The organism is Cyanobacteriota bacterium (assembly GCA_025054735.1).
Classification (GTDB): Bacteria; Cyanobacteriota; Cyanobacteriia; order SKYG9; family SKYG9; genus SKYG9.
Genome location: JANWZG010000320.1, coordinates 1 through 4771, shown reverse-complemented (window position 1 = coordinate 4771; position 4771 = coordinate 1). Strand labels below are relative to the sequence as shown.

Below are 4771 nucleotides of genomic sequence, written 5' to 3'. Positions count from 1 at the left end.
TATCACCTCTGGGGTGACTGGAATTATGCGATCGCTGACTATCAACGGGCTTTAGCATTGCTGCCAGCACCTGGAGTTGAGTCTTTCTCGCAGCGTCTTAGCCAGCAAGTTTACAATTGGTTAGCTAGTCTGGTTAACTAGTCTGGATAGCAGTCTTTGCACCCGTGTGCGAGCTTAACGAGGATTTGCCCATATAATTCGCCGTTGGTAGGGCTTAATGTAGTGGGCAGAATTTTGCAGCGACACGCTTTCTTGAGCGGGATCAAAATAGAGGCTAAAGTCAGTTTGTAATTGCTTAACTCGTGCCTCTGCCTGCTGAACTTGGGTGTTGATTTCAGTCAGTTGCTTTTGCTGGGTTAGGTAGTCTGGCACCATCTTTAGCAGACTGACACCAGCAAGGGCCGACAGTAACAGATTGACAGTAAGTTTTACAGACGTTTCTATTGTTATACCTAGCAATGGGTTGGCCCGACGTGCACGCCGAACACGTGCTGGTCGCGATCGCTTAAAACCTAGACGATGGTTGGGTGTGGATGTCGTAGCCATTGGTAAAGATTCGGTGAGAACTAACGTCAACGTTGAGAATGGTAAGGCTTATGCTCAAAGGCCTCAACCCTATGGTTAGCTATCGTTAAGCACTGTACGAAAGAGCTGTAGGAGCTACATCATAGCACTATGACACTAAACCGCAAGCACTATAGCGCAACTCTATGCTGTTGGCACGTCTGCCTTGGATAGTGCAGCTTTATAGAGTTGGATAATCTGCTGCACAACTTTGTCGATTGTGACATTATCGGTATGAATTTCCACAGCATCAACGGCTTTACGGAGCGGTGACACGCGACGAGTGCTGTCGTAGTCATCACGGGCGGCGATCGTGGCCACTAGCTCTGGCAATGACACCTCTGGTTTGCCCTGCTGGCGAAACTCTCGTTGACGACGACGGGCGCGCTCTTCTGCCGAGGCTGTGAGAAAAATCTTGACCTCCGCGTCAGGAAAGACCACACTACCGACATCTCGCCCTTCTGCAACAATATTGCCATTACGCCCAAACAGTCGCTGTGCCTGCACCAAGATTCGCCGCACTGCAGGCTGGGCTGAGATAGCTGACACCATGGCTGTAACTTCAGGGGAGCGAATTGCATCGGTCACGTCTTGCCCGTTTACCTTGACCTGTGACCGACTGAGAGTAGTCGATAAGCTGTCATCGTCAATCAATTGACTCTGCGGCTGCTCTATGATTGGTTCAGTAATCGATACTTGAGCACTGGCTATCTGAAAAATTACACCCGACACCTGAATCTGGCAGTTGCTAACTAACTCAGCGATCGCAGCCTCATCATCCCAAGCAATGCCTGCTTGCCGCACTAGCCAAGTGACTGCTCGGTACATCGCACCTGTATTTAGGTGCAGTAGCCCTAGCTTTTCTGCCACTAATTGGGTAACAGTAGACTTGCCAGCTCCAGCAGGGCCGTCAATCGCGATGATCGGACGGCGTGCCTTGAGAAGAACGTTATCAATCAAACGAGTAGTTCCTAGACGGGCAGCAATTGCTAACAGTCCGGTGTTGGTGACCATATCCAAGGGGGCTAGGGTAGCCGGATCCACAAGCGCTACATATTCAGGGACGATCGCCGGCTCGGTTGCTAACGTATGGTGAACTACTGCTATCAACGAGCTAGCTCTGCGTTCACCTTGGCGAAACATTTGCATTGCCTGTTTGAGACTGCGATAGATTACAGTGGCTTGGTCACGTTCAGGGCCAGAGAGATATTGGTTGCGAGAGCTAAAGGCTAGTCCACTCGCTTCTCGGACGATGGGACAGGCAACAATTTCCACTGGCAAGTTTAGATCAGCTACGAGTTGCTGAATCACAACTAATTGCTGCGCATCCTTTTGGCCAAAGTAGGCGCGATCGGGCTGCACGATGTTCAATAGCTTCGTGACGATCGTTGCTACTCCTTGAAAATGTCCTGGTCGAGTTTGTCCACATAACCCCTGGGTTAGGTGAGATGGTGGGATTACTTGGGTTATAGCAGAGTGCTCGTGAGCCGCATCATTAGCAACAGTAATGCCCAACTCAGCCGCTGTGGGAGCAAATATCACATCTACTCCAGCCTGTTCACAAAGCTGGCGATCGCTCTCTAACGTGCGTGGATATGCGTGAAAGTCTTCAGTTGGCCCAAATTGCAGCGGATTGACAAAAATACTAACCACCACGAGAGCATTTTCTCGGCGTGCTCGCTGAATGAGGCTGAGATGTCCTTGGTGCAGCGATCCCATTGTGGGTACCAAGCCAATATCCACACTGTTGCTCGCTCGTTGTAATGACAAGTAGCAACGTAACCCAGCTACCGTTGTAAACAGCCGCACTATGTTCCCCCTCTGTTGCTAGTATTAACCCTGACCGCGCATGATTGTACAAGCCCTAAGTCTCTCTCTGCAAATCTACTGTTGCCACTCTCGGCTGCAGTTCGGTAATCCACCTGAAAGAGTCGTTAGGTCACGCTACTATAAGAAAAAGAGATGACTATACGATAGTGTAACCCTCATGAGTCAACCAATTAGGGCTGTGCAAACCCAATACTATGGGGATGCCTATTACCGTACTCCACCGCCAGACTTGCCATCCTTGTTACTCAAGGAACGGATCATTTATCTGGGAACACCCTTGGTTTCCCCTGATGACTACAAACGCCAAATCGGCGTTGACGTGACAAAACTAATTATTGCTCAACTGTTGTACTTGCAATTCGAGGATCCAGAAAAGCCTATCTACTTTTACATCAACTCAACGGGTACCTCGTGGTACACAGGTGACTGGCTGGGGTATGAAACGGAAGCCTTTGCCATTTGTGACACCATCAACTACATCAAGCCTCCGGTTCACACCATTTGTATTGGGCAAGCAATGGGAACCGCAGCCATGATTCTGTCATCAGGCACGAAGGGTTTTCGAGCGAGTTTGCCCCATGCGACGATCGTCCTTAACCAGCCTCGCAGTGGCACCCGTGGCCAGGCTACTGATATCCAGATCTATGCCAAAGAGGTGCTGGCAAACAAGGCTGCTATGCTAGATATTCTGGCTCGCAATACAGGGCAACCAGTGGAAAAGATTGATAAGGACACTAACCGCATGTTTTACCTAACTCCACCAGAAGCGAAGGAGTATGGCTTAATCGATCGTGTGCTGGAAAGCACAAAAGCGTTGCCTACGGCTGTACCTGCTCCGGCTTTGAGTGCGTCGTCCTCCTAATTTGGTGCTGGTCTATGCCTGTTGATGACATTCTGCGCGTACCCTATAACATTCCTGGCAGTCCCTATTGGCAGTGGATTAATATCTACACTCGCCTTAACCAAGAGCGAATTATTTTTCTCAACCAGCCTATTACCGACTCCCTGGCCAATTCCCTCGTGTCTGCCATGTTGTATCTCGACTCTGAGGATAAATCTAAGCCGATTTATCTGTATATCAACTCCTTAGGCGATGTTGCCACAGGGTTGATGTCGATCGTTGCTGGTATGGCCATCTATGACACCATGCAGCACATTAAGTCAGAGATTGTCACCATCTGCCTGGGTAATGCGGCTGGTATGGCAGCATTGTTGTTGTCATCTGGTACTAAGGGCAAACGAGCTAGCCTGCCTCATACCAGTATTGCCTTGACGCAACCGCGGTTTAGTGCTACCCGTGGACAAGCTACCGACATTGAAATTAGTGCTGATGCTGTGCTTGCCAAGCGTGCTCTGATTGTTGATATTCTGGCTCGCAACACTGGGCAACCTCCCGAAAAAATTCTCAAGGATATTGATCGCGTCAGCTATATGACCCCTTACGAAGCGAAGGACTACGGTCTAATTGACCTAGTTTTGGAAAAAAAAACCAAGCCTTAACCCTTTACCCCTTAACTACACCTATTTCACTACTATGCCTATTGGAATTCCTAGCGTTCCCTATCGTCTTCCCGGTAGTCCCTACGAGCAGTGGATCAATATCTATGAGCGGCTGTTCCGGGAACGGATTATCTTTTTGTCAGAAGAGGTGGACGATGGCATTGCCAACGCGATCGTAGCCTATCTGCTCTATCTAGATTCTGAAGATCCAAATAAGCCGATCTATCTGTACATCAACTCTCCTGGCGGTTCCGTCACGGCTGGCATGGCAATTTATGACACCATGCAGCATATTAAGTCTGAGGTGGTTACCATCTGTGTTGGGCTAGCAGCCTCTATGGGATCTTTCTTGCTAGCGGCTGGCACCAAGGGTAAGCGCTTGGCATTGCCCCACGCTCGCATCATGATTCACCAACCGATGGGGGGCACTGGTCGGCGGCAGGCTACGGATATTGAGATTGAGGCCAGGGAGATTTTGCGAGTGCGATCGCAACTAAACCAAATGTTGGCAGACTGCACAGGGCAGCCCCTAGAGCGAATCGAGCGTGATACTGACCGAGACTACTTTATGTCACCTCGAGAAGCCAAAGAGTACGGCATAATCGACCAGGTGTTACTAGATAGCTCTACCTAGGTGCTACTGTCAGTTGTTAGCAGATGTTCCTATGGTGTAATGCCCCCGCAGACTAAATGAACATGGCGAATGTGGGGTACTGCAAGTGATTTACTGGCCATACTGAACGCGATAGATGCGATTGTTGGCTTCTTCTGTAAACAGCAGGCTTCCGTCCGGTAAAACCAGTAGTCCTACAGGCCGCCCCCAAGTAGTTGGCACCGAAGGATCCACCAAAAAGCCAGTAAGAAAATCCTCATAATA

The 4771-nt window shown here is 49.6% G+C and carries 6 protein-coding genes; 3 read left to right on the top strand and 3 right to left on the bottom strand.

What is annotated here, in order from left to right; translation table 11 throughout:
* Positions 1–174 precede the first annotated feature (174 nt).
* Both NZ772_14120 and NZ772_14115 read right to left on the bottom strand, forming a co-directional pair.
* Positions 175–546, bottom strand: coding sequence for a hypothetical protein (locus tag NZ772_14120; GenBank protein MCS6814686.1), 372 nt, complete (start codon positions 544–546; stop codon positions 175–177).
* Positions 547–708: 162 nt separating this feature from the next.
* Positions 709–2373 carry a bifunctional pantoate--beta-alanine ligase/(d)CMP kinase gene (locus tag NZ772_14115; protein MCS6814685.1) on the bottom strand — a complete coding sequence of 555 codons (1665 nt, stop codon included), beginning with the start codon at positions 2371–2373 and terminating at the stop codon, positions 709–711.
* 178 nt (positions 2374–2551) lie between these two features.
* Between NZ772_14115 and NZ772_14110 the strand changes: the two genes are divergently transcribed.
* From NZ772_14110 to NZ772_14100, 3 genes are read left to right on the top strand one after another with little or no spacing between them, the layout of a single operon-like run.
* Positions 2552–3256: an ATP-dependent Clp protease proteolytic subunit gene (locus tag NZ772_14110; GenBank protein ID MCS6814684.1), complete on the top strand. Its 705-nt coding sequence runs from the start codon at positions 2552–2554 to the stop codon at positions 3254–3256.
* Between the two features lie 14 nt (positions 3257–3270).
* Positions 3271–3894, top strand: a complete 624-nt coding sequence (locus NZ772_14105; GenBank protein MCS6814683.1) for an ATP-dependent Clp protease proteolytic subunit — start codon at positions 3271–3273, stop codon at positions 3892–3894.
* A 34-nt stretch (positions 3895–3928) separates the two neighbouring features.
* On the top strand, positions 3929–4528 hold the full coding sequence (locus NZ772_14100; protein ID MCS6814682.1) for an ATP-dependent Clp protease proteolytic subunit: 600 nt from the start codon (positions 3929–3931) through the stop codon (positions 4526–4528).
* 90 nt (positions 4529–4618) lie between these two features.
* On the opposite strand, the gene NZ772_14095 is transcribed toward NZ772_14100, so the two are convergent.
* On the bottom strand, positions 4619–4771 hold a 153-nt coding region (locus NZ772_14095; GenBank protein ID MCS6814681.1), incomplete at its 5' end, for a sorbosone dehydrogenase family protein.

Excerpts from the sequence above, each read along its gene's own strand:
- NZ772_14120 (MCS6814686.1), bottom strand. The coding sequence starts at position 546 with ATGGCTACGACATCCACACCCAACCATCGTCTAGGTTTTAAGCGATCG.
- NZ772_14110 (MCS6814684.1), top strand. The coding sequence starts at position 2,552 with ATGAGTCAACCAATTAGGGCTGTGCAAACCCAATACTATGGGGATGCC.
- NZ772_14105 (MCS6814683.1), top strand. The coding sequence starts at position 3,271 with ATGCCTGTTGATGACATTCTGCGCGTACCCTATAACATTCCTGGCAGT.
- NZ772_14100 (MCS6814682.1), top strand. The coding sequence starts at position 3,929 with ATGCCTATTGGAATTCCTAGCGTTCCCTATCGTCTTCCCGGTAGTCCC.